Raw genomic sequence first — 24,549 nt, 5'->3', positions numbered from 1 at the left:
CATTGGCTACTCATTAGTAGTCGCTTGTAAAGAACAGACTCTAAATAACGTTATTTCTGCTCTGCATTTACAATAATGATCTGCTTTAAATTAGTCTCAGACCGGAAATAGACTTTATTTTTGAACACTTCGGAAAAGAAACGTAGGGGAACAAACAATACGCCATCTTTTTTAATGGGTAAGCTATCTTGCGCAAATTCAGTAAAATCAGCACCTGATTTTTTAACGGTACGGTTATGTCCATTAGAATCAAATTCCACAGGTATCCCCTTTTTATCCGTTAGCGTTACTAAACCGGTTCCCTCGTTGTAATCAACCTTAAGCCCTAACATCTCGGATATAGTTCGTATAGGAATATAAGTGGATCCATTTTCGATAAAGGGGTTATATTCATTTTTTATCATTCGAGCATCCACATCCATTACATTGCTAAAAATGGTGTATTCACCTGTCTGCGCATCTCCTGACAAATGACCTACATTAAATGTGTATATCGATGTATCTACCTTATTATTTTGAGTCTCCATATTCAGAATAAGCAAATGCGGGAGCAGAGCATCAGAACTCACGCGTTTCTCTGTTAGCTTAGCCAAAAAATCAAGCGTGCTCTTAGCATCTTGCAACCGTGCGATTGCGCTCATATCGCTCTCGAACTTCACTGTTAAATCACCATCATTTGTCTTAACATGAAATCCGTTCTTGTCTTCTGTCAATTCTCCGAGATGAAGATCGAATAAATGCTCTTTATCAGAAAATTGTCCCAAGGCAGCATGATAAGTAAACTGGTTGTTAACGACTGGACCCACATTATAAGGATTGCTTCTTATTGTATAACTTTCTTTTGCCTGATAACTTTCTACAAGCGGCTTTTTGACCTTCCCTACCTCAATACCGTTCTGATCTTTTAAGGCGTAATAAAATTCATTCTGGCTCGTTTCACCCCATTTATGGAAGAACGTATTGAGCTTTTGAGCATCCCCAATCTTCAGATTCTCTGTCACATTTTCAGCAGATGCTGGTGGTCCTACAAGACTTAGAATTAAAGCTCCAATAAGAACGGAAACAGCTATTTTTTTCATCGTATTTTCTCCATTTCGTTAAGTTTAAGAAGATTCATAGTGCTTAAGTCCCTTTCTCACTATTCGCCGCGACCTATATTTTTCCTTTTTATTACGACAAAATTCCCATTTATTCGACATTATTAAGCGAAAAATGACGGCCCCATCAGGACAACCCAACTCTGGTTGAAGCTCCTTTCTTTGCAGGCCTATCTCAACAATCGTTTTCATAACACAAATTGAATGTTTGTGGAATACGACATGCGTTCGGGAGACAGGTGTTTTGTTTTGAACGGGTACTGCATGATATGATGGAACAAAATATGCATGTAGGGGCTTTTTTACGATGAATGTTGAAGTGATAGTAATTGGTGGAGGATCGGCTGGACTCATGGCAAGCATCGCCGCCAGCGAGCAGGGGGCTTCGGTTCTTCTCGTTGATAAGAGTGACAAGTTAGGCAGGAAACTGGGTATTTCGGGCGGTGGACGATGTAATGTCACCAATGCGAAGGAAATCGATGAGTTAATTAAACATATTCCTGGAAATGGGCGATTTCTACATAGCGCCTTAGCCCATTTTGGCAATCGAGATATCGTCAATTTCTTCGAAAATTTAGGCATTCGCCTGAAAGAAGAAGATCGCGGACGTATGTTCCCCGTAACCGATAAAGCCAAAACAGTTGTTGACGCCCTTGTGAATCAAGTGAAGCGCCAAGGAGTCGTGATTAAAGTAAACAGTCCTGTAGCCGAAGTCCTTTACAAGGATGGCAAAACGTCAGGCATTCGACTGCAATCAGGCGAAATCATTCACGCAAGCGCTGTGATCATCGCTACGGGTGGAAAGTCGGTCCCCCATACAGGATCTACAGGCGATGGCTATCCATGGGCTGAGAAGGCTGGACACACCATTACAGAACTTTTCCCAACGGAAGTTCCTCTGACTTCCAAAGAAAGCTTCATCCGCAGCAAGGAACTACAGGGCCTATCCTTGCGAAATATTACGCTGTCTGTCTGGAATCCGAAGGGTAAAAAAGTTATTGAGCATGAAGGCGATATGATCTTCACTCATTTTGGCATATCTGGCCCGGCGGTGCTGCGCTGCAGCCAGTTCGTCGTTAAACTCATCAAGCAAACACCTGGACAAGCGGTAGCCTTAACCATCGATATGTTCCCCGACAAGAGCGTAGATGGCCTGTATGCAGAAACCATGCAGCTCGCCAAGAACGAGCAAAAAAAGATCATCAAAAATGTACTTAAGGGCTATCTGCCCGAGAAGCTGATTCCTCTGCTGCTCCTAAGAGCAGAATTAGATGAGAATACGACCTACGACCATATTCCCAAGCAAGCATGGATGGACTTATGCAAGCTTGCCAAAGCCTTTCCTATTCACGTGAGTGGCTCCCTTTCTATCGAGGAGGCATTTGTTACTGGCGGCGGCGTAAATTTAAAAGAAATCGATCCTAAGACGATGCAATCCAAGCTAATTGAAGGCTTATTTTTCTGCGGAGAAATTCTAGATGTTCATGGATACACAGGCGGCTACAACATAACAGCAGCTTTCTCCACAGGTTATACAGCGGGGAAACACGCTGCTTTGATTCAACAGTAATTAATAAGACAGACACCCGCATCCATGATGCAAGTGTCTGTCTTTTCTTTATTTTTGCTTATGCCGTTGCGAGTTCGAGATCGTCTTCCTCATCACGATTGAATGCTTCACGGTCGAATTCACCTTCGGACTCAGCTACTAGCAAAGCTGTAACTGTTGTTCCCGTTGCATTAACAGCTGTACGACCCATATCGATCAGCGCCTCAACACCAAGCACAAGCCCCATACCTTCCAAAGGTAAGCCTAAGGCGGTAAGCACGACTGTTGTCGAGATTGCAGCCGGACCTGGAACCCCTGCCACACCGATAGAAGAGATAACGCTAACGAGAATAAGCAATGCGTACTCTGATACGCTTAGTGGGAGATTGTAAACTTTAGCTACGAATATCGCTACAACTGCCGGCCATACCCCACCGCAACCGTTGAAGTTCATTGTTGCGCCTAATGGTGCTACGAAGCTGGCAATCCGCGGTGAAATTCGCAAACGTTTCGTAATAACTTCTAGATTCACCGGCAGTGTTGCGTAACTGCTGCGCGTTGTGAAAGCAACAGCGATCGTAGGATACGCCTTTTTAAAAAATTTGATCGGGTTCACTTTCGCTACTAGAAGCACCAACCCGCCGAAAATGAGCACAAAGTGAATGATAAGTGCAACATAAGAAGTAAGGATAATCTTGGCTAACGGTGCCAGCGTATCAAGGCCGTATTTAGCAGCCATTGCTGCGATCAGTGCGTATACGCCGTAAGGTGTCAAACGGATTACATATTTTACAACTTGATGAATGACAGCTGTTAAGGATGTGACAAGTGCTTTAACTGGCGCAACGCTCTCTGGCTTCTTGGAGCCTACGTGCACAATCGCTACTGCAACGAATATAGCGAAGATCAGAACCGGTACAACTTTGCCGTTGGCCATGTCACTAATTGGGTTAGAGGGTACCAAGTCCAAAATAACTTGTGAGAACGTAGGAATTTCTCTTGCTTTGAAATCTTTTGGAACCACTTGCGCGATGCCTGCTCCAGGATCGATAGCCAGTGCGACAACCAAGCCAATCAACGCTGCGATACCTGTTGTAAGCAAGAACCAACCAATCGTTTTCAGTCCAAGTTTACGGAGCTGACCCAGACTGGATAAAGATGCGATACTATTAATAACAAGAATAAGGACCAGAGGCATAACTAGCATTTTGATTAAATTGACATAAGTGCTTCCGATTGTGCTTACACTTTTAAAGTCCAAATGCAATTGATTGAATGCGACCCCCGCAACCAATCCAAGTCCTAATGCGATAAAAACGCGGTTTCCGAAGCTGATACGTTTTCTTGCCAAGAAGATAAGAAGCCCAATTATGACGATGGACACGAGCAAGCTGATCCAGTTTGATTGAAACGCTGTGACTAAGTTATTTTTCACCAAAATCATCCCCTTTAATTCCAATGTTGTTACTTGGTTTTATGGGATAAGATTATGACATATGTCGTGGACTGTCAACCACTAATTTTCCACTCCCTCAGAGAAAGCCGCATCTTCCCCCGTCTCTAACGTTAAGTAAAGCGGCAGGACAAAGCTTTGGAAGATAAGATCAGGTCAGTGTGGATCTTATCTCCCACCATTACTTGTGTACATTGTGATGACCCATAGCCTCGTCATCTCCATAATCAACAACAAGAAAACCGATCCTCCAACGAAGGAGAATCGGTTTTTTGCGTCTTCTAGGCGACCTCACATGCGGATTCCAGCGCTAAAATGATTGTAATCATCGGCTGACGGATCGAAAGCGGCTTCCTCTTCGCTAGGAATCGCATCCGCATCCCTCAAAGACACTGAAGCCGATGCTTCGTAACCTTCTGGCCAATCTTCGTTCACTGTGTGAGCCGGAATCCGAATCGAACCCTCCAAATCGTAGGCCATGGCGAAAGTTGCAGACTCCGTCTGTGTCTGCTTGCGCTCCACTAACCGCCCGCCATGCGCCTGAGCAATCTCAAGCGCCGACGTAATCTCTTGCGTATCTACGTGGATATGCAGAGTCGGCTTTTCATCCAAGAGAAGCCTAGGCTTGTAGCCCAACTCCTCCAACGTATCCAGCGCATGAAGCGCGTCGCGCTCTTGCTCAAATTCAAAAAATATTGGAACAGAATTATTCATTTCCGGCATCCTTTCTATCTCCAACTGGAAAGTCTACCCTTATCTTCTGCAATAATGTCCCGCCCTATTCGATTCCTTCCTGCACGATTTTTGGTAGTTCGTCTTGATACGCAGGCACAGCAGCTACTAAATAAAATCCAGCTCGTAGAGCCTTCTCTTCATTCATCGTAATATACGCCATTTAAAGAGGGTGCGCACATGTTAAGCTTTCATGTCTTTCATTGACAAGCTACCTTTAGATAAGTGATAATATAGCAAAATCAGAAGCGAAAATGAGCTAGTGGAAAGGGGCAATACGAGCATGGTAAAGCAACAGCAGCACAAAATTTTGGATTGTACAATTCGGGACGGCGGTTTGGTGAACGATTGGGATTTTAGCGTGGAGTTTGTCCAAGACATGTATCGCGGCTTAAGCGCAGCTGGTGTTGAATATATGGAGATTGGCTACAAAAACTCCGAGAAATTGCTGAAAGGCGGAGCATCGGGTCCGTGGAGATTCCTGAACGAAAACTTTCTTCGTGAAGTCATCACAAGCAAAACCGATACGAAGCTATCTGCACTCGTTGATATCGGTCGTGTAGATGAGAAAGACATCTTGCCTCGTGAAGATAGCTTACTCGATTTGATTCGTGTTGCTTGCTACATTAAAGATGTAGATAAAGGTCTTGAACTCGTTCAGAAATTCAACGACATGGGCTACGAAACATCCTTGAACATTATGGCGCTTTCTCACGTTATGGAAAATGAACTGGTAGAAGCTTTCGAAGAAATTAACAAAAGCCCTGTTGACGTTGTCTACATCGTAGATTCCTACGGTAGCATGGATCACAAGGATGTTGACTATCTCGTATCGAAGTTCCAACGTCTCCTGCCTGAGAAAGAACTAGGTTTACATATGCATAACAACATGCAGCTTGCTTTCTCCAATACAATTGCCGGTGCTTCCAAAGGGGTTAGTTTCTTGGATTCTTCCGTCTATGGTATGGGTCGCGCAGCTGGAAACTGTACAACGGAACTACTCCTCAGTTACTTGAAAGGCACACGCTACGATGTTCGTCCTGTGCTCGAAATTATTGAGAAACATATGCTCACGATGCGTCAAAAATGGGATTGGGGTTACCTCATTCCATACATGATCGTTGGCGCTCTAGATGAGCATCCGCGTACGGCTATGGCACACTTAAGCTCTCCGGAAAGAGACAAGTTTGTTGAGTTCTATGACAAACTGACTTCCGTGGAAACTATCCCTGCTGCTCATAAGAACTAATCTATATAAACGAACACCCCTTGCTGTTAGATGACAGAGACCCCGGCCTCTGGAACTAACGATAAGGGGTGTTTTTCGTGTCGAATCATTTTATAATTTTGGCAGACACAATATAATCTTCAGCGAAGGTTCGATCGATAAGAAATACAAAGTCTTCTTCTTTACGATTGGAGCTCTTTTTGCGGAAAATTTCAATATATGCATCATCAATTAACTCCGTGCAGCTCTCGTCGGCATATATGAGTCCATCCTGGAGGCGCTTAAAGGCTTCGACGACCAGTTCTTTGGATGTCAGCTTCCCCTGAATCTTTGCATACACTTTCCCTATGGCATCTTGATCCTGAAGCAAAATCGCAACACGTTGATTCGATCGGATATTCACCTTATTTTTTTGAGAAATACTCATTAGCCTCTACTCCTTCTTTATTTTTATTCTTCCTTATTTTATGTAAATAGTGATGAACGTGGACTAGGCTAATGATCCATACACGCCTTTGGCATAGTTGTATAGGAGAGCTTTCAAAGTTTTTAGTTAGTTGGATAGCCAACTGATGTATGTAAATGAGACGATTTGAGAAAATAAGAGCAACAGTCAACGCCGTGATAGCCGATATCGGAGCGAAATCAGCGGCACCAAGGGTGGAATCCGTATTGAGCCGTATTTTATTAATCGAGGACGAAGAACGTATCTCCCGTGTGCTCCAGCTAGAGCTGGAGCATGAGGGCTATGAAGTGCATATGGCGTCTGACGGCCGCACTGGGCTGCATGAAGCATTGTCCAATCCGAATTGGGAGCTAATCCTACTGGACATTATGCTCCCAGAAATGAGCGGGCTGGAAGTGCTTCGCCGAATTCGGCAAGTAAATGCAGTTCTCCCCATCATCTTGCTAACTGCGCGGGATGCCGTACCCGACCGGGTAAGCGGACTCGATCAAGGCGCCAACGACTACATCACGAAGCCATTCGCCATTGAAGAACTGCTCGCTCGCATTCGCAGCTTGCTTCGTCATAAAAGCCTGCAAGAACAACCATCCACTCCTCATCTGATGAAAATAGATGACTTAACCATGGATTTAAAGAGCAGAGCCGTTATCCGCGAGGGAACTTCTATCGAATTAACGCCTACCGAATTCGATCTGCTTCGTTATCTCATCCAGCATCAAGATGAAGTGATGTCTCGCGAACAAATCATTTCCGAGGTGTGGGGGTATGATTTCGTTGGGGATACGAACGTAGTCGACGTATATATCCGTTATTTGCGACAAAAAGTAGACAAGCCCTTCGCCTCTAAGCTCATTCAGACGATTCGTGGAATTGGCTATATGCTCAAATACGAGTCCGGGAACAAAGAAGCCGAGGAATCAGGCGAAATTGCGCTGGCCAAAGATGAGAAAAATCCGTTATGAGCCTTAGATTGAAAATTACACTTTGGGTAACAGCGGGGCTTATGCTCATTCTTTTTTTCAGCTTTACCTTCGTATACTACATGTTCATTCGTGTTACGACGAACGGCGAAATTGAACTTCTAAAGGAAAAAGCGCACACGCTTTTGCAAAAAGATTTGCCGAATCATCCCGAATATTGGAATAATAATAATCAAATGGACGAGTTTCTCATTCCCCAAGAGATGCTGCGCTATATTACTCCCGATACCAAAGTGCTTTATCAAATCTACTCGGACGAGAACCTGCTCCGCTATCGCCCGTCTTATGTAAATAAAGAAACGATTACAACAGAAACCGCTCGCGACGGTATCTTTATCTTTGTAAAGGTACCGGTATTCCAGCAAGGGCATCAGGTCGCGGTGTTAGAGATCGGCCGAAGCCTGAGAAAACTGGGAGAGCACGCCAACATTCTTATTTCAATTTTATCCTTAACCTCAGCAGGCGCGCTGATTCTAGCTGTCACAGGGGGCTATCTGTATACCAATGTGATCTTTCACCCGCTCCATCAACTTATAAGTACGATGCAAAATATTGAAAAAAGCGGTTCATTTCGCCGTATCTCCATGTCAAAGACGAAAACGCAGGACGAATTATTTATGTTGGGGGATACATTTAACCGCATGATTGATCGGCTTGAGGAGACATTCATGAAGCAGGAGCAGTTCCTTGCCGATGCTTCACATGAACTCCGAACCCCACTCACCATAATCGAAAGTTACGCCAGCTTACTTCGACGTTGGGCTTTTAGCGATGCAGCGCTCCGAGAAGAAGCCCTGGAGGCAATTCAGTCTGAATCCGCTCAGCTAAAGCTGCTTACCCAAAACCTACTATCACTCACCCATGCCGTGCGGGAAGAATGTGAACAAAGCGTATCCTTTGACCTGCTTCCTTTCATTCAAAAAACCGCATCCTCGCTTCGTCTAACATCGGGAAGGCACATTGAAGTGCATACACCGCCTGAACTCAAGGAACTCCATATGACGGGCAATCCAAACAAACTCAAACAATTGCTGATCATTCTTGTGGATAATGCCCTGAAATACAGCAAGCAAGATGTAACTATTCAAGTTAATGATGAGGCCAATCAAGTGAGACTAACAGTTGTAGACCACGGGATTGGAATTGCGGAAAAAGACCTCCCTCACCTCTTCGACCGCTTCTATCGGGCGGACAAAGCAAGGAACCGAAAGCTTGGTGGCGCAGGGCTTGGGCTTGCCATTGCGCACAATATCGTCATGAAGCAGAAGGGCACTATCACCCTGCAAAGCAGCTTGGGAGAAGGGACCAAAGCAGTTGTCACACTGCCCAAAACGTGTCAATAAAAATATTTTCAGCGCATTCTCGCCGTTCTCTCAGAAAACGTTCAAATACCTCTGATAGCACGTTGTACAGGCTTTCAAGGTAAATAATAGGGGGGTTTTCATCTGCTATACTTGGGCTTAGGTGAAGCGATCACCATAACAAAGCCAGATAGCAAGTCTTATAAAACAACTAGTTTTCGTAAGAATCTTCACATCGGCTTGCACCGTAGGATTTCTTACGAAAACAATTAGGAGGACATGATGAAGAACCAAAAGAAATGGTACAAAAAACTAGTCATAACAGCCTTGACTCTCTCAATAGGACTATCTGCTGGGGTAATTAGCGCCCCTCACGCAGCCGAAGCCGCAGTTGCCACATCCGCAACTTCACGCGCAAATCAAGCAATTTCCATTGGTAAGCAGTATTTAGGCAGACCGTATCAATTTGGTGCACAAGCTGGGCAAACGCGAACGTTTGACTGCTCCTCTTTCACACAGTACGTGTTCAAAAAGATTGGCGTCAGACTACCGCGGACCTCGCAACAGCAGTCGCATGTCGGAAGCTATGTATCCAGAAGCAGCCTTCGTGCGGGCGATCTTGTTTTCTTCTCTATTCCTGGAAAACCTGGTATCGTTCACCATGTAGGCATTTATATAGGGAACGGTAACATGATCAACACATACGGAGCTGGCGGAGTCCGTATTACGAACATTAACAGCGGAAGCTGGTCATCCCGCTATATGACAGCTCGTCGCGTTCTATAATTCCCTTCGTTTAATTGCAAACACCCCTCAGGACTCATGTCCTGAGGGGTGTTCTGCGTCCCCTAGAAACGGATAAATGCTTCCTGGTAGTTTTCCTTTAATCCGCGCTTACGCGCTTTAATCTCCAAGGTGGGCTGCTTATAGCGCACTCGGACCGTTTTAGGCAGCACAAGGGATGGCAGCTTGATGATTCGGTTCTTGCCGTTAATAAAGCCTAGCAGTTTGATTTGATTAGATTTCACAAAAACTTGGATCGCTTTAGGATCTTCTTCCTTACTCAGCTTTACTTTAATAATGACATGTTCATGTGTCTCAAAGATCTCCGATGAGATTCCACCAGGAGACGAAATGCTCGCATCCATGCCAGGCATCGCTTTTTTCAGCATGTCCTGTACATATCCTTCAACCCACGTCATATTATCTAGAAAGGTCTGCCCTTTTTCACCGAAAGGCAGCTTTTGCCCCAGAAACTTCTCAATTTGCTCCCACTTTAGCCAGGGGTGCCGATTAAGCCCGCTCAACCTCATCACCTCATTTTCCATACCAGTATATGTGCATGCGTCTAGATCGTGACAATCGCCTGAAATACGGCGCACCCCTAGGTGGATACCCTCATATACTAAAGAAGTGAGAAGCCTGAGCAAGGGAGACCGACTATGCCTTCAATCGTAGGAAATGTCAAAATTATCAGCGTGGGTCCGAGCTCTGTTGTCCAATTCGGCGATTGCCTCATTATATCCCCTACCAGTTCGTCCAAAACATTCGCAGGGGCGGGCTCGTTCAACACCGGGGACTTTCCGCGAATTTATAATGCTTACAGCACAACCGTAACGAACGATTCCGATCTGATCGAAAACAACGCCAGCGGGGTGATCATCTAGGAGGATTGCCTCAACAAATTCAATACGAATGAGGTGATCCTCTTAGATGAACTGGACCATCCATCAGACTATTATGATCCAACATTTGAAGGTGGACTCTGTCGCTAATTCCTCGGTTCTGCAAATTGGAAGCGCAGGCTCCATCCGCTCTTTGTCTAATCTATATAATACAGGCGGATTCGTTGAATCTGCACCCCAGCTCGGGACCAGCGCCACTAATCCGGTCTCGCTCGTCCCCCTGCCACCCCCAACCTGATTCACAGAGAATAGAGCTACAACCCTAGCACGGGCTAGTGAAACGAGGTGCTTTCCAAGATGCACAACCCCATCTCCTGGCAACAATGGACGCAGCAGCTCTGCACCTATATAGAAGTGCAAAAACAGCGTATCGACAAATTGGAGCAGACTGTCGCCACACTGGAGCAATCCGTCGCCAAACTCCAAGGGGATCTGAATGCCCAGAAAGATCAGAAACGTATTCACATTGATAAAATTGAATACAATTTCGACCAGCTCAAAGTCGAGAAGCTGGACGGCACGCTAACGATCGGAATTAGCCCCAGTTCGTTAGATAGTATCGAAGATTTTACCGTCAACGGTGTTTCCGTCGGCAAAGAGGGGCAAAGCGGCGCTGTGCCTGAAGGCGGCAATCCTGCTGCTTCAACAATTGGAACATCTCCGGACCTTGGGGTCCAACAACAAGTATCCAGCCGCATCCAACAGTATCTTCAGCAGGACGTACAGGCCGATATAAAGAACCTGGAGCTCAAATATCAGTACCCTCTGGATGATGATTATAAGGAACTCATTTTGGAGGACATTCGTAAGCAGCTAGATACTCGCATTGGGCATTATGTGAATCAATACCGCAGTGTCGGCTTCAAGGAGCCTATGGAAGCCATAACCACAGGCATTATGGAAAAGACCAAGCAAGATATCTTAAGTGCTTTAGAGACATACATATCCAGTCTGCCTAGAAATGAGGGATCACAATGATGAACTTTTGCGTTGTAAACAAACAGCTTTTCGTTGGGGACGTGCGTATCATCGGGGTAGCAAGTTCTTCGGTATTGCTTATAGGGGATACCGAAACCATTTCCTTATCTTCCATGTTCGATACACCGCCAGAATCCGTTATCATCTCCCCTTTCATTCCCCTGCCAGCGGAGAAATGACGTTATGGCGCGATTATCGATCGTTAGCACGGTTTATGTAAATGACGTAGGTTCCAGCAGTACCCTCCATATTGGAGATCATGTGTCGACAACGCTTCAATCCAGAGCGTTTGCCGTACAGCGGGAAGTTCCCCTATATTATGATAATGAAGGCAATTTCGATGAATATCCGTTCTATATTAGACCTTTCCCAATCCCACAGCCTCCTGAGCCAGTCGCAATGTCTGTGGATAACTGGGGCTCGTTCATACGTGTTGGAGGCATCCGAATTCTCGGTGTAGCCTCATCATCTCTGATTCAAATCGGCAGCAATTGCAACACTCGCTCTGAGACAAGAATCAAAGATTTCAGACAGTTTGTCTCACCAAAGCCAGGACCTCAAGAACAAACGACATTCGTTAAGAAAGGCCAAGAAATCGGTATTGGAGATTTCGTAGACATGCTCAAGCCGCCTCCACGACCTCCCCACACGCGAAGCTCGACGTCGATTAATTAATAATCCGTCATAACAATCTCGTTCAAAAAAAGCCTGCATCCCCATGCTATGATGGGTTTGCAGGCTTTTTCCTAGAATTTCCAAAACGTTGAGAACCACTTAATCAATAACTATGAGATCGGGATCAAACGGAACAAACAAATAGTTGACGCACATTCAAATGCCTGCATCTCAGCACATCGTACATGGCTTGCAACGCGAATCCCGCCTCACTTTGTGAGCAGCGGCTGTGCGCGGCTGAGCAGCGCGGCCATCTCTGCGCGCGTCACAGAAGCCCGCGGGCGGAACGTGCCGTCGGCATAGCCGTCGACGAGGCCACCACTGCTCATCGCAGCAATGGCCTCCGCCGACCAGCTTCCAGCCGGCACGTCGGAGAACTGCGCAGCCATCTTACCAGGCTGCGCGGATACTTGCAGTACGCGGGCAAGCAGCGCAGCCATCTGCTCACGCGTCATGATTTGATCCGGCGCGAAGCGACTATCGCTGATCCCTTGGATCAGCCCGTTTTGCTTCGCTAGCATAATATCCTGCCACGCCCAATGGCTGGCAGGCACGTCTGCATAGCCGTCGGCAGTCATGGCCGAGACCGTGCTGGACAAACCTAGCGCGCGAACCATTATCGTCGCAGCTTCTGCTCGAGTGAGCGCCGCGTCTGGCGAGAACTGATTGGAAGCGGTGCCTAGCATCCAACCAAGGTTCGCCGCAGCGAGCACATCGCCCTGCGCCCAATGCTTCTGCATATCAGCGAAGTAAAAACCATCGGACCAAAGACGATAGTAATCCCACACATCCGCCGTCTCTTGATTAAGGCTCCAGCTTCCTGTTCCCTTGAGATCATATTTACTAACTAATTTGAGTTTCTCCTTTAGGGACTGCTCATTTTCGTACCAGACCGTGTACCTACCTTCAGCTAGTTTTTTACCATTAATAGATGTTTCTTTATCTGTTGGGTTTATCGTAAACGTAGCAACCGGCGATTGACTTTGAGCATCATAACGAGTCGTTCCCTGATAGGTTTGGATCAGCTTGTTCACCATCTGGTTGGACAAGCCTGCTCCGTTGGAGGCTGGATCTTGGTTCCAATAACGACCATAGAACGGAATTCCAAGCACTATCTTATTCGACGATACTTGCGTTAGCGCATATTGAATGGATTTCTCAACAAAGGGTAAGCTAGCCACAGGTCCCGCAGTAGGATCACCCGGATAGCTTTCATCATAAGCCATCAGCATCAAATAGTCGCTGACTGCAGCTAACGCTTTATAATCATAAGCAGCAATCCAGCTCTTCGCTGCACCCGTCGGATTCGCCGCTACGGCTACAGATACTTCCATCGTGCTTGGCAGCTTGTCCCGAAGCCTTTTGATTAAATCTGTATATTTATCCCTATAAGTTGCGTCCATATTTTCAATATCCATGTTGATGCCATCTAGCTGATTAGCTTGTATAGCATCCACGATTTGATTAACGAGAATTTCTCGGTTATCAATGCCTTTCTCCCCAATTCCTTCGTCAAAGTTATTGCTAAGGAACGGAACAACTTTCTTCCCATTCCTATGCATCTCATCAATGAAGGTAGCCTGTATCGTATTAGATATTTGTAAATTCCCCTCCGCATCCAACTCAAAATAACTGGGTGATACAACATCAAGTGTTTGGCCGCTCTTCTGCACTTGAGCGGTGTAGGAATTCGGACTTCCAAAGTACAAGTAGGCCATATTAAACTTGCCTTGGGCTGAAGCAGCATGAACTTGGACCTCTTGAACTTGATTCGTCAGAAGTGAAAGCACAGCTGTTATCGAAACCATTACTGCTAATTTACCTAGTTTCCTTCGTATGTACATATTCGTTTAGCTCCCTTATTGTATGTCGAGGCGCCCTTCCCCTATCTTGCAGGATTGACCCCCTTTACGCTACGAGTAAATATTGGGACACAGAAAACGCTGTTAGAGCTAGAGCCCTAACAGCGTTTTCCGTGTCCCATATCACTCATTCTATCATCAATGATTTTCCCCCTCATAATCCCTACCTTTTTGTACTTCTTCATAGAGACAATGGGAGCACATCATGATAACATAAAGAATAAATTAAGATTACCTAAATTTTGGGTTAATTCTAGTCCATGAGTGACTATCTATTCGTCAATTCGCTGCTATTCGGGTACATCTAGCAGATACAAGTACCTATTACAAAAGAGAGGCATTGAGGGGAAATCATACCTATACGAAACGGGGGAATTTCAGCATATAGACCAAGCAATTTCCTCATTTGACTGGTTAACAATAAAAGAATAGAAATTAGTAGGACAAACGTTCTATAATAGCAGTAAACATTTGGGAATGGGAATCGCTTACTTTTAAAATAGAGTCGTTCCGTAACCGAGGAGGATTCCATATATGTCACGCGAAAAAATTTTAGTCGTGGACGATGAACCGGAAATTGTCCAGATCATCCAGTTATATCTCGTACGAGAAGGCTATGAAGTCATTAGCGCCAACAATGGGCAGGATGTCTTCGACATCGTGCGCGAACATAAGCCCGATCTTATCATTCTAGATATCCTACTGCCCGGACTCGACGGCATTGAAGTTTGCAGACAGCTGCGCAAAACGAGCAATACCCCCATTCTATTCATCTCCTGCAAGAGCGAGGATATTGATATCATTCTCGGCTTAAGCATGGGCGGCGACGATTACATGACCAAGCCCTTTAGCCCTAGTCAGCTCGTGGCTCGCGTAAAAGCTCATTTACGCAGGAATTCTATTCGAGAGCAGCACAAAGACGATCCGCAGCTGGTGAAATTCCCCGGCCTCGAAATCGACTTGGTCAGTCATGTTGTGACGGTGAACGGCAAAACCATCTCTCTTTCAGCTAAAGAATTTGACCTCTTATCTTTAATGGCCAAAACGCCGAATCGTGTTTATAAAATCGAGCATTTATTTGAGCTGGTGTGGAGCTTGGATAGCATTGGCGATCCACGCACATTAATTGTACATATTAGCAATCTGCGCAAGAAAATTGAATCTAACCCAGCCGAGCCTCGTTATATCATTACCGTGAGAGGTGTAGGTTATAAATTTAATGGTTCGCCTTCTTAAAACCATAAGTGATAGAGAGCAATAAGCTAGTTCTACAAAGGAACGGCGACAGCAGCAACGTTCCTTCTTTCTGCATGATCTAACTCATAATTTCCCCCAAGCTTGGAGAAGGTATGGATAGGCTATGCGAAAGGAGGAGTGCGGCATGTCTGAAGATAAAACGATGGATCCCATGAGCGGCGACACGGTCGAAACGGATGGCGTCTATGCAAACGAAGCGGGACGCGAGGTTACACTGAAGCGCGGCGATGATTTCCCTGCTGATTTGATTCTAGGCCGAACGACATGGGCAATGAAAGGCTTCTCGATGAATGAAGCCGATATTGATCACGACCAGAAAGAGAATACGAAGGTACGACGACGCGTGGATACACGAACTTAAATGGATTGACTCCCGGGCTTGTACATTGAAGCTCGGTTTTTTGTGCTTATGTGATATAATGTGGGGTGATATCAAGCTAGAGGAGACGGGACAGATATGAAAGGGAAACGGATTGCCATCGTTACAGGCGGAACACTCGGCGAGTGGACTCTAGAGGAATTGAGAGAGGATGATATCCTTGTAGGGTCGGATCGTGGCGCATTGTTTCTAATCGAGCATGGCTTACAGCCACATATCTCTATGGGGGATTTCGACTCTGTCACAGCGGAAGAGAAAGACAGAATACGCTCTTCGAGTCACGCTTTCCTTGATTGTGATCCTATTTACAAGGATTTAACCGATACCGAGATGTCTTTCCAGTGGGCGTTAGAGCAAAAGCCTGCTAGCATTGTCCTGTTAGGTGCACTCGGCACGCGCTTCGACCATTCGTTGGCGAACGTTCATTTGCTGCGTAAAGGGATAGAGTACGATGTGCCCTGCACGATCATCGATGCCAGCAATGAAATCATGGTCATTGATCAGCCTACCCGCATACAGAGAGGGCGCTACACACATGTTTCGCTGCTACCGCTTAGTCTAGAAGTAACTGGTATTACGCTGCACGGTTTTCAATATGCCCTGCACAAAGCGACACTTCAGATTGGACAGTCGTTAGGAATCAGTAACGTACTTCTTATGCAGGAAGGACTCATTGAATTGGATTCAGGGTTATTGCTTGTCATCCAAAGCAAAGATTAAGACTAGAAGATTTGGAATTTTGACATATCTAATAGGAAGCCAAGGCATACTCCTTCTGTTAAAATGAAAATTACGTCATAAACTTTTGGATATTGAGGTTGTTAGTGCATGCAGGATTTACAAGTAAGCCAGGTTCATGTCGTCCAGCCGAACAGTACTCACTCCGTCATCAACCGATTTGCAACTATATATCTGCTTACGAATCGAGAAGCGGAAATTATTGGTCTTATTGCTCTTCATGGCTACAGCAACAAAGAAATCGCCGATCACTGCACAATAAGTGAAAAGACTGTGAAAGTACATATCGATAAAATTATGGTTAAAGTCGGAACTCGTTCTATGCGAAAACTGCTAGCTTTAATCATTTGTACGACAATCTAAAGCCCAGAGCTCTTACCGCTCTGGGTCTTTTTCTGGATAAAGCTAGTTGCGCGCAACTGCTGTCTTAAAACCGAACACCTTATCGATCGCTTCCTCTAACCGTTCCTTTTGTATGGGCTTGATCACGAAATCGCTTGCACCGCTGCGAATGGCATCGAGCACCATCTGACGCTGACCCATCGCTGAACACATAATGATTTTAGCATCCTTATTGATCATCTTTATTTGTTTAACTGCTTCTATACCATCCATTTCTGGCATCGTAATATCCATCGTCACAAGATCAGGCATGAATCTGCTGTATAAGTCGACCGCTTCTTTCCCATTCTTCGCCTCAGCGATTACGTCATGGCTCATTTGCTCCAATAAAGAGCGCAGCACCATCCGCATGAACGCTGTATCATCTACCACCAATACCTTCACTTGATCCCCCCTCCCCTACTTAGATTACCAATAGTTTACCACTTGGATTTGAACAGCTACTAAACAATGACAAGACTTCATGCTAAAAAGAACCAGGGACCTCGCAACTGCGAAATCACTGGTCCTTTTATGTAATCAGGTTAGCATTCCCATTGATCATACCAAGCTACAATTGAAGCTCGGGGAGCGACGCCCAATTCCTCCTCAAGCAATACCGTCAATCTATGATACTGCTCCTCTACTGCGACTCGATCGCCAACTTCAGCATAGAGCATCATTAAGGAAAAGTAGCTTTCTTCGTTGTAGGGCTGCTGCGCCTGAATCCGCTGATACATCGACATGGCTTCCTTATGCATCCCATGCAGGATGTAATAATCGGCTACTTGCTGGGTCTGATTCAACCAAAGCATACGCAATCGCTGTCTTTCATGTTCGGCCCACAGATAATCGTACTCTCCCAAATAGTCTCCTTGATAGGCATCTATGACGCGTTGGTGTCCTGCGAGAGTGCTCTCAGAGATCGGCTCTAGCTCCGTCAAGGTCCGTTCCCATTCAACAGCATCTACGCTTACAGCGTCCGCTTGAATCATATAAGCATCTTCCATTGCGATCGTTTGGATGGGAATATCGATGGCTTCTTTTTTCAAACATTGGCGAATTTGATAGATTGTGGTGTATAAGTGAGTCTTCGCTTTATTCTCATCGAATTGAGGCCATAGCATCTCATGCAGGACACTCTTGCGAACAAACTGCCCTCGATGGTGAACTAAATAAGCAAATACCTCCTGTGCTTTAGAGGTCCGCCACTTGACCAGGTCACGCTTTTCTCCAGGAAGGTCGATACGAAGTGTTTGAAAGCAGCGAACTAGAAAGGGGCTCTGGGTGGCGTTTAATCGTTGTACATGCTCTCTCCGCTTCTCTAAACGCTGAACAGTATCTTTCATGCGATTACGCTTGATGGGTTTCATCACATAATCGACAGCATTGAGATCAAATGCTTGCAAAGCATATTCATCAAACGCAGTAACAAAGACGATATCCAATTCCGGACATGCTTCCTGAAGCATCTCCGCGAGCTGTATCCCTGTGACTTCTGGCATATGAATATCCAGAAAAGCGACGTCTGGTTGTAATTGAATTGCTGCCTCTAGGGCTTGATTCGGTTCCAAAAAGGCTCCTATAATTTCTATGTTAGCTTGCTCCTTAAGTATCTTTTCCAATTGAATCAGCGCAAGCCTCTCATCATCGATAATAATCGCTCTCAATGTTTCACCTTCCTGATAATCCAATTCATTATTACTCGCATATATATGTTCTTTCGGTTATTTCTAAGCATTTAATTAGCTTAAATTATCTTGGATATTTCCATCATAAAAAGCCCCTGACAACCAATCATTTCAGAGACCCGTTTATCATTTGGTTTTTTTTACCTTTATCATAGCACTCTAGATTGAGAGAACCAACCCTTATTTCTCACTTTTTTCTCATTTTGTCCCAACAATTTTACTAGTTCATTACAACTAGATAATATAGTATAATTGACCTACTTCATATAAAGGTCGATAATCATGCCACTTTCAAATAATCGCACATACTTTCGGATCAATCTCCAAATCCCTTTATCTGCTATGTTCAAGATTATTGGAATCAAGCACAAGGATACTGATACCAATTACTCCAAAATTATGATTAAAGACATTAGTGTTGGCGGCATTCGGATGCACACACCTTTAGATTTGCCTGTTCAAATGGACTTGCTGCTTGAATTCACCTTTCAACTGTTCCATAATCATCTCAAGATTCTAGGAACCATAACAAGAAAAAATAAGCTGAACCCCTCCCTCTATGAATACGGGATTAAGTTCAGCATCGTTGATCTCGTTATGGAACAGGCGCTGGCGAGCCATTTGACCCTGCTTGGCACCCGATTAAAACATACAAAAGTACTGGCAAGCTGCAGTTTCTGTTCCGATGAAGATTTAGCAGATATCTTACCTCAACAGTATGACATTAAATAGCCGCAGACAGCGCCTTCACGAACTGCTCCAAATAGCTTTGATCCGTTTCATCGAAACGGTTCTTGGTCGGGCTATCGATGTCCAACACACCAATAAGCTGGTTTCCTTTGAGAATGGGGATCACAATTTCAGATTGCGATGCCGCATCGCAGGCAATATGCCCAGGAAAAGCATGAACATCCGCAACACGTATCGTCTCTTGACGCTGTGCTGATGTACCGCAAACTCCTCTGTTTAGCGGAATGCGGACACAAGCTGGAAGTCCTTGAAAAGGTCCCAGGACAAGCTCATTTTCCTCCAACAAATAAAAACCGACCCAATTTATATCGTTCAGAAATTGCTGCAGTAAGGCGGATGCGTTAGCCAAATTAGCAATTCGATTCGGCTCGTCATGAATTAATGCCTCCAATTGCTTGATTAGAAGCCTGTAGTTCTCTTCTCGCGTTCCCTCATAACATGATTTTGCAAACACGCTTACCCACTCCCTTTCCACTAAATATGAATTAATCCTATCATACCAGAACGAATCATTCTCGCCAAAAAGGGCAGTCCGCATTTACAGCCGACTTCCCTATTACGATGAACGATACGTGACAGTTAACCAAAAGGCCTGGAATCATCTCAGGGTCTTATATATAGTTTAAGACTTCAAATCCTAATTTTAAGCTTATTTTAAGTTAACATTTAAGTTATATTAAGGTTTTGCTCATATTTAATTCACACTTCTCAAGTAGTATTTTCATTATGAAAATACTTTCTGGAGGGTACGGGTGAAATGAAAAAAAAGAAAAAGCGCACTGGAGGCGGTACGAATCTATCTCTACCAGTTGCAGCAGGGAGTGGGGACAAGACATATAGAAATCCCTCTAACAAATCAATCACTCAGGCCGCTAGGTCTTCTGTAGATACCATAAAAAGCACGCTATATTGGCCGACCGAAGACTGGAGAACGACCACGCCAGAGTCGCAAGGGATGGATTCCTCCATTATTGCGGAAGCGATCGAAGCTTTCCAACATCGCAATATGCACAGTATGGTTATCATTCGTAACGGCTACTTAGTAACGGAAGCTTACAACTCAAGTACACAAATCGATACTCGACAAGATGTGCGCTCCGTTACGAAAAGCATCACATCCGCGCTAGCAGGAATTGCTTTATCTGAGCAAAAGTTAAGGAGCCTCGATCAGAAACTCACTGAGTTTTTTCCCGAGTTAGTCTCCGACCCATTCAAATCCAAAATTACGATCAGTCACTTGCTATACATGGCCTCGGGCTTGGAATGGACCGATCAGAACGATCAATCCTCTTCTGATATGATGTACTCACCGAATTGGATTCAGTTTATATTGGAGCAACCTTCCGCGAACCCGCCTGGCAGTAAGTATAACTATAGTAACGGAGATTCTCATCTCCTTTCCGCCGTGCTCCAAAAAGCAACGCATCAATCCCTGTTTGACTATGCCAAAGCCCATTTATTCACCCCACTAGGGATAACAAATGTCAATTGGAATCATGATCCTCAAGGCCATAGCATTGGGGCATGGGCGTTGGCACTGACCGCACGAGATATGGCCAAAATAGGTTTGTTGTATCTAAAAGAAGGCGTATGGGATACCACAACTGTGCTCCCAAAACCTTGGATTAAAGAGTCGCTCACCAAACGTGTTTATCATAATTATCATGACGGAACACAGGGCGGATATGGCTATTATTGGTGGTTAAAGCCTTATCTTCGAGGACGATTTGAAGGTGATACCCGAACGTATGATACCTTCTATGCCGCGGGATCTGGAGGACAGCGTATCTTTGTTGTTCCCGAACTGCAGCTCATTGTAACACTTACAGCTGACTCTTCGGACGTAGATATGCCCGAGCAACTGCTGAAGCACGTAACAAAATCGATCCGCTCAAATCGGTGGATAACAGATAACCTAGAAGCGGCTGATAGACTTGCTCAAGCAGTACAATCCTTTAAAACCTTTTAAGCACTCTAGCTTAATTTCAATGCACACCATAAAAAAGAACCACTTCCCAAATGCGGGAGCCGTGGTTCTTTTTTATTCAACATCCAATTCAATCATGAAGAGTAGATAATGGAAAATACCAGCGTCTTTCCATCTGGTTCTAGCCTTGTCTCTACCGAATAACTCCCCATTTGCTTCGTGGTTGTTTCTAGCTGCCCCTTCGCGGCTACACGATTACAAGCGTCTGTAAACTGACGATAAAACGTTTCTGCATCGTAACCAAACAAGAAATCAGTAAACTTGCGAATGCTCTCCTGGTTGCGCGCTAACGTGCCCTCTTCAAGACGAACGGTTACTCCGTAGGTCGAGAACTGAGGATCGAGCCATAGGGAAGCCTCATTACTATTACGCGCCTCCGTCGTTGCGCCGGCAACCGCCCGACTCTTCGCGTCCCCGTCCCTGAACAGGCGCAGCGTCGTTTCTTCCAAGTCGTAGTTCGTCCCTCGAAGTTTGCCTGCCTCCTCCATAACTCCGTACGTTTCCAGCATACGCTGGTCTGGAAAGATCAGCTTCTTGTAGCTGCCATCTTTGGTTGGAACAACTTTAATGAACGAAGCTGCGCTGCTGTTCACTTTGATACGTTTTGCTTTCGTCTGCAGACGGGCGATTATTTGTAGCGCTTCAGCCCGCGTCACATATTGTCCAACACCGAAGTAACCGTTTGGGTAACCTTCCATAATCCCTTTTGTCATCGCTTCACCAATAAATTTTTGCTGCCGCGTCGTAGCGCTTTGGAAATCGCCAAACTGCGCTGCAGTCTTCAAGCTATACACTTCATCCTCTAAATACTCTGTTTCCTTGAGTAAATAATATAAGATTTCAGCAACATCTTCTCGTTTTAGCTTCGCTTTATAGTCAGTGAATTGACCTTTAGTAATGAAATGCAGGTCACTTGCCAAATCTAAGTATGGCTTAGCCCAGTAACCAACGGTATTTGGCTTAAACGTGAAATCCCTATAATCCTGCTGCAAAATACTTTGATTGCTGTTGCTCAGCGACTGCAGGAAGGTGGACTTCCATTTCCGTTCACTATTGGGGAACATATCGGTAAACGCTAACAATACAATTTTGACGAATTGATCCGCCGTCACGGAATCATTCGGTCGGAAAGTTCCATCGGGAAAACCGTCTAAAAGTCCTTGTTGTGCCATTTGGCTAATCGTTTGTTCAGCCCAATGTCCTCGAACATCCACAAAGCTCGCGGCTTCAGCCTTTCCTTGTACGACACTAATAGACATAATGCAACATATGGTTAAGAGCACTACCCATTTTCTCAGCTTTATCATCTGTAACTCTCCGCTTCTCCATGGTTTATTTTGGCGGAAATACGCGCCCTTCCTAGGATAAGCCTTCCGTAAAGCTTTGAAAACCTGCTAGATGCCTAGTATCGAGCATGCTTAGCCGGGACTATAGCCATATGAAGGCTTAATCTACTAGATGCACCTTAATCCACAAGTAGGAGTAACAAAGGAACTTAGGAGCATGACTCTATATTACAGGGATAAGATTGAGTTCATTAATCACTTCTCGCAGACACGAAAAAGAACCCCATCTCGGGGTTCTTACTCTTGCATTTATACGATTCTCTTAGCGCTTCCTACCATTTTGACTGAATTATAATAGCGAAGCCAGTCGACTACGTAAAGCATTTTCATCAAGAAATCGGATACATTCCCTTGCAGATCTGCGTATTTTTCCTGCTGAAGTAATTGATGTATCTCCCAGCTCTTCATGCAAATTGCCTTGATCAGTGCATCTTCCGTTTGAGGCTTATGCAAATCGGTTCCCCGCGAGAGTTCGATTTCCTCGATAATACGCCCCCTATAGTAGGGGTGTACGTTTACCTGCTGGCCCAAATCAATATAAGCAAGTCCTGTATATTCAAAAGGTAGCCAAAACAAATTCGTTTTTTTATCGTTTAATTTCACTGTATACGCAAGTCCCAGGTTCAGTGCAATTGGCTGTGGATAATTGTTAATTTGTCCGGTTCGAAGATGGTCCCAGACATGCTCAACGAAATTCATGGTGTTCTTCCTTTCCTAGGGGGCTCGTTTTGGTAGGCAGTGTTCTTACCTTCATATTGCGTGTTAATGACTTCAATTGTCAAGAAAGCTCATGACGGAGAGCACCCTTTTCTTACGTATGTAACAATCCGATTAGTACCACACCATGTCAAAAAAGGAAACATCCGTATATGATCATCTGGTGGTCCGCTTCATTTTCCGGCTATCCTCTTTCATTCTCCCCCCGAGAAGGAATCTCCTCTCCATTTCGATTCACAGTAACTCCCATCTTGTAAGACCCATAATCCGTATTCACCTCGAATATTATAAAAAGGAGGACCAATAAGCTAGCCCTCCATGTCATCAAAGTTTAATTTATCCGGATTTCTCATAAAAAATATGCGCTGCACGCGGCCTTCCGACTCAATCTCTATATTCACTGCGGTAACAGGTTTTCCTTGTTCTGTGATGATGATACCGGTTTGACCGTTCATGTTGACCACATGGTATTCGTAAAGTCCAATCCTCTTGGTACGAATGCCAAGAAGGAATTTGATCACGCGCTCGCGTCCCACAATCGGATTCAGCGCAGCTACAGCTTTACCACCGCCATCCGAATACATAATGACATCTTCAGACAGAGAACGTATGAGCCCATCTAGATCACCTGTGCTGGATGCGTGCAGAAACTGCTGCGCCAAGCTATACGCATGTTCATCGTTATGGACCGCCGGAGCCTGCTCTTCATGAAGCTTTCTCTTCAATCGACTGAAGATTTGGCGACAATTGGCTTCCGATTTACCTACAATTTCACTTATATCCATGTATTCATATTCAAACGCTTCTCGCAAAATAAAAACCGCGCGCTCAATTGCCGTTAGCTTTTCCATATATACCATGAATGCATAAGAAAAAGTCTCATCACGCTCCATTGCATGCAGCGGATCATTCGTATTCAGCAACAGGGGTTCGGGCAACCACTCGCCAACATACATCTCTCTTCGAATACGTGCAGATTGTGCGTAATCGATGCATCGATTCGTTACCATTTTGCATAAATAAGCTTTTACGTGATTTACTTCACTGGCTTGAAGCTGTTGTGCATTTATAAATGTATCCTGCACCATATCCTCCGCATCTGCAACTGAACCCAGCATGCGATAAGCAATCGAGAACAACAATGGTTTATATTCATTATATAAATCTGCGATATCCACGGCGTAATCACTCCTTAACTTTTGCTGATGCAATGCTTACTTCGTAAGTATGTGCTTTTTCATAACAACAGCAGGTGTCCCAAGTATTCAATTGCTTTCACTTTTTTAGTATACCTGCT

General features: G+C 44.9%; 28 protein-coding genes. 16 read left to right on the top strand and 12 right to left on the bottom strand.

Annotated features, from left to right (window positions below; all coding sequences use genetic code 11):
- Nucleotides 1-50 precede the first annotated feature (50 nt).
- Nucleotides 51-1,079, bottom strand: coding sequence for a copper amine oxidase N-terminal domain-containing protein (locus GK047_RS18685; RefSeq protein WP_163950075.1), 1,029 nt, complete (start codon nucleotides 1,077-1,079; stop codon nucleotides 51-53).
- A 325-nt stretch (nucleotides 1,080-1,404) separates the two neighbouring features.
- On the opposite strand from GK047_RS18685, the gene GK047_RS18680 reads away from it, so the two are divergent.
- Nucleotides 1,405-2,667, top strand: coding sequence for a BaiN/RdsA family NAD(P)/FAD-dependent oxidoreductase (locus GK047_RS18680; RefSeq protein WP_163950072.1), 1,263 nt, complete (start codon nucleotides 1,405-1,407; stop codon nucleotides 2,665-2,667).
- 58 nt (nucleotides 2,668-2,725) lie between these two features.
- Here GK047_RS18680 and GK047_RS18675 read toward each other — a convergent pair whose 3' ends face one another.
- On the bottom strand, nucleotides 2,726-4,081 hold the full coding sequence (locus tag GK047_RS18675; protein WP_163950069.1) for a cation:dicarboxylate symporter family transporter: 1,356 nt from the start codon (nucleotides 4,079-4,081) through the stop codon (nucleotides 2,726-2,728).
- A 309-nt stretch (nucleotides 4,082-4,390) separates the two neighbouring features.
- The gene (locus GK047_RS18670; RefSeq protein ID WP_240344035.1) at nucleotides 4,391-4,822 is read right to left on the bottom strand and encodes a hypothetical protein; all 432 of its coding nucleotides are present in this window, start codon (nucleotides 4,820-4,822) and stop codon (nucleotides 4,391-4,393) included.
- Nucleotides 4,823-5,114: 292 nt separating this feature from the next.
- Here GK047_RS18670 and GK047_RS18665 point away from each other — a divergent pair, with 292 nt between their 5' ends.
- Complete coding sequence (locus GK047_RS18665) at nucleotides 5,115-6,080, top strand: aldolase catalytic domain-containing protein (RefSeq protein ID WP_163950067.1); 966 nt, start codon at nucleotides 5,115-5,117, stop codon at nucleotides 6,078-6,080.
- Nucleotides 6,081-6,165: 85 nt separating this feature from the next.
- Here the strand turns inward: GK047_RS18665 and GK047_RS18660 are convergent, their stop codons facing one another.
- Nucleotides 6,166-6,486, bottom strand: coding sequence for a hypothetical protein (locus GK047_RS18660; RefSeq protein WP_163950064.1), 321 nt, complete (start codon nucleotides 6,484-6,486; stop codon nucleotides 6,166-6,168).
- Between the two features lie 155 nt (nucleotides 6,487-6,641).
- Here GK047_RS18660 and GK047_RS18655 point away from each other — a divergent pair, with 155 nt between their 5' ends.
- The 3 genes from GK047_RS18655 (at nucleotide 6,642) to GK047_RS18645 (ending at nucleotide 9,592) form a co-directional block, all read left to right on the top strand.
- Complete coding sequence (locus tag GK047_RS18655; RefSeq protein ID WP_163950062.1) at nucleotides 6,642-7,487, top strand: response regulator transcription factor; 846 nt, start codon at nucleotides 6,642-6,644, stop codon at nucleotides 7,485-7,487.
- A complete protein-coding gene (locus tag GK047_RS18650; RefSeq protein WP_163950060.1) occupies nucleotides 7,484-8,848 on the top strand; it encodes a sensor histidine kinase in 1,365 nt (454 codons plus the stop codon). The genes GK047_RS18655 and GK047_RS18650 overlap by 4 nt, the downstream gene beginning before the upstream one ends.
- 237 nt (nucleotides 8,849-9,085) lie before the next feature.
- Nucleotides 9,086-9,592 carry a C40 family peptidase gene (locus GK047_RS18645; protein ID WP_163950057.1) on the top strand — a complete coding sequence of 169 codons (507 nt, stop codon included), beginning with the start codon at nucleotides 9,086-9,088 and terminating at the stop codon, nucleotides 9,590-9,592.
- 62 nt (nucleotides 9,593-9,654) lie between these two features.
- On the opposite strand, the gene GK047_RS18640 is transcribed toward GK047_RS18645, so the two are convergent.
- On the bottom strand, nucleotides 9,655-10,134 hold the full coding sequence (locus tag GK047_RS18640) for an Hsp20/alpha crystallin family protein (protein ID WP_163950055.1): 480 nt from the start codon (nucleotides 10,132-10,134) through the stop codon (nucleotides 9,655-9,657).
- A gap of 114 nt (nucleotides 10,135-10,248) precedes the next feature.
- On the opposite strand from GK047_RS18640, the gene GK047_RS18635 reads away from it, so the two are divergent.
- Genes GK047_RS18635 through GK047_RS18615 form a run of 5 tightly spaced genes read left to right on the top strand, consistent with a single transcriptional unit; the run spans nucleotide 10,249 to nucleotide 12,144 of the window.
- Entirely contained in the window at nucleotides 10,249-10,473 is a 225-nt protein-coding gene (locus GK047_RS18635) for a spore germination protein (RefSeq protein WP_163950053.1), read from the top strand.
- A 46-nt stretch (nucleotides 10,474-10,519) separates the two neighbouring features.
- On the top strand, nucleotides 10,520-10,729 hold the full coding sequence (locus GK047_RS18630) for a spore germination protein GerPB (RefSeq protein ID WP_163950051.1): 210 nt from the start codon (nucleotides 10,520-10,522) through the stop codon (nucleotides 10,727-10,729).
- A gap of 59 nt (nucleotides 10,730-10,788) precedes the next feature.
- On the top strand, nucleotides 10,789-11,469 hold the full coding sequence (gene gerPC / locus GK047_RS18625; protein ID WP_163950049.1) for a spore germination protein GerPC: 681 nt from the start codon (nucleotides 10,789-10,791) through the stop codon (nucleotides 11,467-11,469).
- The gene (locus tag GK047_RS18620) at nucleotides 11,469-11,648 is read left to right on the top strand and encodes a spore gernimation protein GerPD (RefSeq protein WP_163950325.1); all 180 of its coding nucleotides are present in this window, start codon (nucleotides 11,469-11,471) and stop codon (nucleotides 11,646-11,648) included. The genes gerPC and GK047_RS18620 overlap by 1 nt, the downstream gene beginning before the upstream one ends.
- A 4-nt stretch (nucleotides 11,649-11,652) precedes the next feature.
- The gene (locus GK047_RS18615) at nucleotides 11,653-12,144 is read left to right on the top strand and encodes a spore germination protein GerPE (RefSeq protein ID WP_163950047.1); all 492 of its coding nucleotides are present in this window, start codon (nucleotides 11,653-11,655) and stop codon (nucleotides 12,142-12,144) included.
- Between the two features lie 209 nt (nucleotides 12,145-12,353).
- Here the strand turns inward: GK047_RS18615 and GK047_RS18610 are convergent, their stop codons facing one another.
- Nucleotides 12,354-13,988 (bottom strand): S-layer homology domain-containing protein, encoded by a 1,635-nt coding sequence (locus GK047_RS18610; protein WP_163950045.1) that lies wholly within the window; start codon nucleotides 13,986-13,988, stop codon nucleotides 12,354-12,356.
- 552 nt (nucleotides 13,989-14,540) lie between these two features.
- Here GK047_RS18610 and GK047_RS18605 point away from each other — a divergent pair.
- The 4 genes from GK047_RS18605 (at nucleotide 14,541) to GK047_RS18590 (ending at nucleotide 16,743) form a co-directional block, all read left to right on the top strand.
- Nucleotides 14,541-15,242: a response regulator transcription factor gene (locus GK047_RS18605; RefSeq protein WP_163950044.1), complete on the top strand. Its 702-nt coding sequence runs from the start codon at nucleotides 14,541-14,543 to the stop codon at nucleotides 15,240-15,242.
- 145 nt (nucleotides 15,243-15,387) lie between these two features.
- Entirely contained in the window at nucleotides 15,388-15,624 is a 237-nt protein-coding gene (locus GK047_RS18600) for a hypothetical protein (protein ID WP_163950042.1), read from the top strand.
- 96 nt (nucleotides 15,625-15,720) lie between these two features.
- Nucleotides 15,721-16,362, top strand: a complete 642-nt coding sequence (locus GK047_RS18595) for a thiamine diphosphokinase (RefSeq protein ID WP_163950039.1) — start codon at nucleotides 15,721-15,723, stop codon at nucleotides 16,360-16,362.
- Nucleotides 16,363-16,470: 108 nt separating this feature from the next.
- A complete protein-coding gene (locus GK047_RS18590) occupies nucleotides 16,471-16,743 on the top strand; it encodes a helix-turn-helix domain-containing protein (protein ID WP_163950036.1) in 273 nt (90 codons plus the stop codon).
- A 42-nt stretch (nucleotides 16,744-16,785) separates the two neighbouring features.
- Here GK047_RS18590 and GK047_RS18585 read toward each other — a convergent pair whose 3' ends face one another.
- Together GK047_RS18585 and GK047_RS18580 are read right to left on the bottom strand one after the other, a co-directional pair.
- Nucleotides 16,786-17,166, bottom strand: a complete 381-nt coding sequence (locus GK047_RS18585; RefSeq protein ID WP_163950034.1) for a response regulator — start codon at nucleotides 17,164-17,166, stop codon at nucleotides 16,786-16,788.
- A 140-nt stretch (nucleotides 17,167-17,306) separates the two neighbouring features.
- Complete coding sequence (locus tag GK047_RS18580) at nucleotides 17,307-18,431, bottom strand: response regulator (protein WP_163950031.1); 1,125 nt, start codon at nucleotides 18,429-18,431, stop codon at nucleotides 17,307-17,309.
- 303 nt (nucleotides 18,432-18,734) lie between these two features.
- Between GK047_RS18580 and GK047_RS18575 the strand changes: the two genes are divergently transcribed.
- Nucleotides 18,735-19,184, top strand: a complete 450-nt coding sequence (locus GK047_RS18575) for a PilZ domain-containing protein (RefSeq protein ID WP_163950029.1) — start codon at nucleotides 18,735-18,737, stop codon at nucleotides 19,182-19,184.
- On the opposite strand, the gene GK047_RS18570 is transcribed toward GK047_RS18575, so the two are convergent.
- Complete coding sequence (locus GK047_RS18570) at nucleotides 19,177-19,656, bottom strand: GAF domain-containing protein (RefSeq protein ID WP_346010362.1); 480 nt, start codon at nucleotides 19,654-19,656, stop codon at nucleotides 19,177-19,179. The genes GK047_RS18575 and GK047_RS18570 overlap by 8 nt on opposite strands.
- Before the next feature lie 303 nt (nucleotides 19,657-19,959).
- Here GK047_RS18570 and GK047_RS18565 point away from each other — a divergent pair, with 303 nt between their 5' ends.
- Nucleotides 19,960-21,171, top strand: coding sequence for a serine hydrolase domain-containing protein (locus tag GK047_RS18565; protein WP_163950023.1), 1,212 nt, complete (start codon nucleotides 19,960-19,962; stop codon nucleotides 21,169-21,171).
- A gap of 92 nt (nucleotides 21,172-21,263) precedes the next feature.
- On the opposite strand, the gene GK047_RS18560 is transcribed toward GK047_RS18565, so the two are convergent.
- The 3 genes from GK047_RS18560 to GK047_RS18550 all read right to left on the bottom strand — a co-directional run bounded on the left by GK047_RS18560 (nucleotide 21,264) and on the right by GK047_RS18550 (nucleotide 24,430).
- Nucleotides 21,264-22,448, bottom strand: coding sequence for an S-layer homology domain-containing protein (locus tag GK047_RS18560; protein ID WP_163950021.1), 1,185 nt, complete (start codon nucleotides 22,446-22,448; stop codon nucleotides 21,264-21,266).
- Nucleotides 22,449-22,784: 336 nt separating this feature from the next.
- Complete coding sequence (locus GK047_RS18555) at nucleotides 22,785-23,234, bottom strand: hypothetical protein (protein WP_163950018.1); 450 nt, start codon at nucleotides 23,232-23,234, stop codon at nucleotides 22,785-22,787.
- Nucleotides 23,235-23,560: 326 nt separating this feature from the next.
- Nucleotides 23,561-24,430: an RNA polymerase sigma-70 factor gene (locus tag GK047_RS18550; RefSeq protein ID WP_163950015.1), complete on the bottom strand. Its 870-nt coding sequence runs from the start codon at nucleotides 24,428-24,430 to the stop codon at nucleotides 23,561-23,563.
- Nucleotides 24,431-24,549: the final 119 nt, after the last annotated feature.

Source organism: Paenibacillus sp. SYP-B3998, assembly GCF_010820665.1.
GTDB lineage: Bacteria > Bacillota > Bacilli > Paenibacillales > NBRC-103111 > Paenibacillus_E.
Note: the sequence above shows the minus strand (reverse complement) of the source record. Positions and strands in the feature narration are given on the sequence as shown.

Excerpts from the sequence above, each read along its gene's own strand:
- GK047_RS18590 (WP_163950036.1), top strand. The coding sequence starts at position 16,471 with ATGCAGGATTTACAAGTAAGCCAGGTTCATGTCGTCCAGCCGAACAGT.
- GK047_RS18560 (WP_163950021.1), bottom strand. The coding sequence starts at position 22,448 with ATGTCTATTAGTGTCGTACAAGGAAAGGCTGAAGCCGCGAGCTTTGTG.
- GK047_RS18665 (WP_163950067.1), top strand. The coding sequence starts at position 5,115 with ATGGTAAAGCAACAGCAGCACAAAATTTTGGATTGTACAATTCGGGAC.
- GK047_RS18680 (WP_163950072.1), top strand. The coding sequence starts at position 1,405 with ATGAATGTTGAAGTGATAGTAATTGGTGGAGGATCGGCTGGACTCATG.
- GK047_RS18635 (WP_163950053.1), top strand. The coding sequence starts at position 10,249 with ATGCCTTCAATCGTAGGAAATGTCAAAATTATCAGCGTGGGTCCGAGC.
- gerPC (WP_163950049.1), top strand. The coding sequence starts at position 10,789 with ATGCACAACCCCATCTCCTGGCAACAATGGACGCAGCAGCTCTGCACC.
- GK047_RS18645 (WP_163950057.1), top strand. The coding sequence starts at position 9,086 with ATGATGAAGAACCAAAAGAAATGGTACAAAAAACTAGTCATAACAGCC.
- GK047_RS18670 (WP_240344035.1), bottom strand. The coding sequence starts at position 4,822 with ATGCCGGAAATGAATAATTCTGTTCCAATATTTTTTGAATTTGAGCAA.
- GK047_RS18600 (WP_163950042.1), top strand. The coding sequence starts at position 15,388 with ATGTCTGAAGATAAAACGATGGATCCCATGAGCGGCGACACGGTCGAA.
- GK047_RS18685 (WP_163950075.1), bottom strand. The coding sequence starts at position 1,079 with ATGAAAAAAATAGCTGTTTCCGTTCTTATTGGAGCTTTAATTCTAAGT.
- GK047_RS18555 (WP_163950018.1), bottom strand. The coding sequence starts at position 23,234 with ATGAATTTCGTTGAGCATGTCTGGGACCATCTTCGAACCGGACAAATT.
- GK047_RS18615 (WP_163950047.1), top strand. The coding sequence starts at position 11,653 with ATGGCGCGATTATCGATCGTTAGCACGGTTTATGTAAATGACGTAGGT.
- GK047_RS18630 (WP_163950051.1), top strand. The coding sequence starts at position 10,520 with ATGAACTGGACCATCCATCAGACTATTATGATCCAACATTTGAAGGTG.
- GK047_RS18660 (WP_163950064.1), bottom strand. The coding sequence starts at position 6,486 with ATGAGTATTTCTCAAAAAAATAAGGTGAATATCCGATCGAATCAACGT.
- GK047_RS18640 (WP_163950055.1), bottom strand. The coding sequence starts at position 10,134 with ATGGAAAATGAGGTGATGAGGTTGAGCGGGCTTAATCGGCACCCCTGG.
- GK047_RS18650 (WP_163950060.1), top strand. The coding sequence starts at position 7,484 with ATGAGCCTTAGATTGAAAATTACACTTTGGGTAACAGCGGGGCTTATG.
- GK047_RS18595 (WP_163950039.1), top strand. The coding sequence starts at position 15,721 with ATGAAAGGGAAACGGATTGCCATCGTTACAGGCGGAACACTCGGCGAG.
- GK047_RS18620 (WP_163950325.1), top strand. The coding sequence starts at position 11,469 with ATGAACTTTTGCGTTGTAAACAAACAGCTTTTCGTTGGGGACGTGCGT.
- GK047_RS18605 (WP_163950044.1), top strand. The coding sequence starts at position 14,541 with ATGTCACGCGAAAAAATTTTAGTCGTGGACGATGAACCGGAAATTGTC.
- GK047_RS18565 (WP_163950023.1), top strand. The coding sequence starts at position 19,960 with ATGAAAAAAAAGAAAAAGCGCACTGGAGGCGGTACGAATCTATCTCTA.
- GK047_RS18610 (WP_163950045.1), bottom strand. The coding sequence starts at position 13,988 with ATGTACATACGAAGGAAACTAGGTAAATTAGCAGTAATGGTTTCGATA.
- GK047_RS18575 (WP_163950029.1), top strand. The coding sequence starts at position 18,735 with ATGCCACTTTCAAATAATCGCACATACTTTCGGATCAATCTCCAAATC.
- GK047_RS18655 (WP_163950062.1), top strand. The coding sequence starts at position 6,642 with ATGAGACGATTTGAGAAAATAAGAGCAACAGTCAACGCCGTGATAGCC.